Source organism: Winogradskyella sp. ECml5-4 (genome assembly GCF_036903175.1).
Taxonomy (GTDB): Bacteria; Bacteroidota; Bacteroidia; order Flavobacteriales; family Flavobacteriaceae; genus Winogradskyella; species Winogradskyella damuponensis.
Genome location: NZ_JAYJLF010000067.1, coordinates 1 through 1,036 on the forward strand (window position 1 = coordinate 1; position 1,036 = coordinate 1,036).

Annotated in this window: 1 protein-coding gene; it reads left to right on the plus strand. The window is 33.6% G+C overall.

The genetic code is table 11. The features are described from left to right. The first annotated feature begins 149 nt into the window (after positions 1–149). Entirely contained in the window at positions 150–782 is a 633-nt protein-coding gene (locus VDP25_RS17650) for a hypothetical protein (RefSeq protein ID WP_334471964.1), read from the plus strand. The last annotated feature ends 254 nt before the right edge of the window (positions 783–1,036 follow it).

Consider the following 1,036-nt stretch of genomic DNA (forward strand, 5'->3'; position numbering starts at 1 on the left):
GTATATAATTCATAGCTGCTTCTCGCCTACTGTCGAAAAACCTCGCGGTTTTTCTATTTCCGTTATTATTTACTAACTTACTTGCTTAAATAACGCTACAAATCATATACGAGACCGTTGTAGTGCATTTGAGAAAAACGAGAAACACATTGATAAAAAGAACATTTGATACACCTTTAGGAACAGTTTCTTGTGAATTAAATTCAAATTTCACATATGCGGAATTACAGAATACTGGAGCCTATAAAAACGGAATTTATGAACGGTTCAAAACTGCTGCTTACGACATCGAATTAGTTGAATTTAAAGTAAAACAACCATTTTATAATGGAGCAACAATAACTGATTCAAAATGTTGGATTTGGAGAATTGAGAAAGTAAAAGACATCATAGAAAATCTTAAAATTAAAGTTCTCATTTCGGATTACCCAAAAAATGCTGAATTTGACTTTGCTACTGGCGAAAACTTAGACGCTTTTGAAATTACTAATGATGAGTGGAAATTGCATATCGGAACTGAAGACGGAGAAATATTAAACTTTAGAGCTGAAAATGATGATTGGTTTCCAACTCGACTTTTGAATACTAAAAATCATTGGCAAGAAATAACCGAATTAAATAAGTCCTCAATCCAAACAAATGTGCCTGAATTAAAAATTGGAGAAAAAATCCATTTGCAGTATCTGACAGCTTTTGACAAACAAAATGTTGAAACTATCAATACTTGGGTTGCGGTTGATAAATATAAATCAGAACTGGAAAAATGGATTGGAATAGAATAAAAAAACGCACTACAACAATGTATAACCGCAATTACGGCGGATTCGACTACGTCCGAATCCACTCGGAATTGCTAAAGTCTGTGCCAAACCGAAAATAATCGCTAATTTAACCCGTAACTGACGGTTATACGAGACCGTTGTAACCAATTTGAGAAAAACCGAGTTCACATATAATCCAGCAGTTATTTTTGAACCTGATTTCAGTTCTGATACACTGAAATTCAACGGAATAGAAATCGGACAAAATATGACTG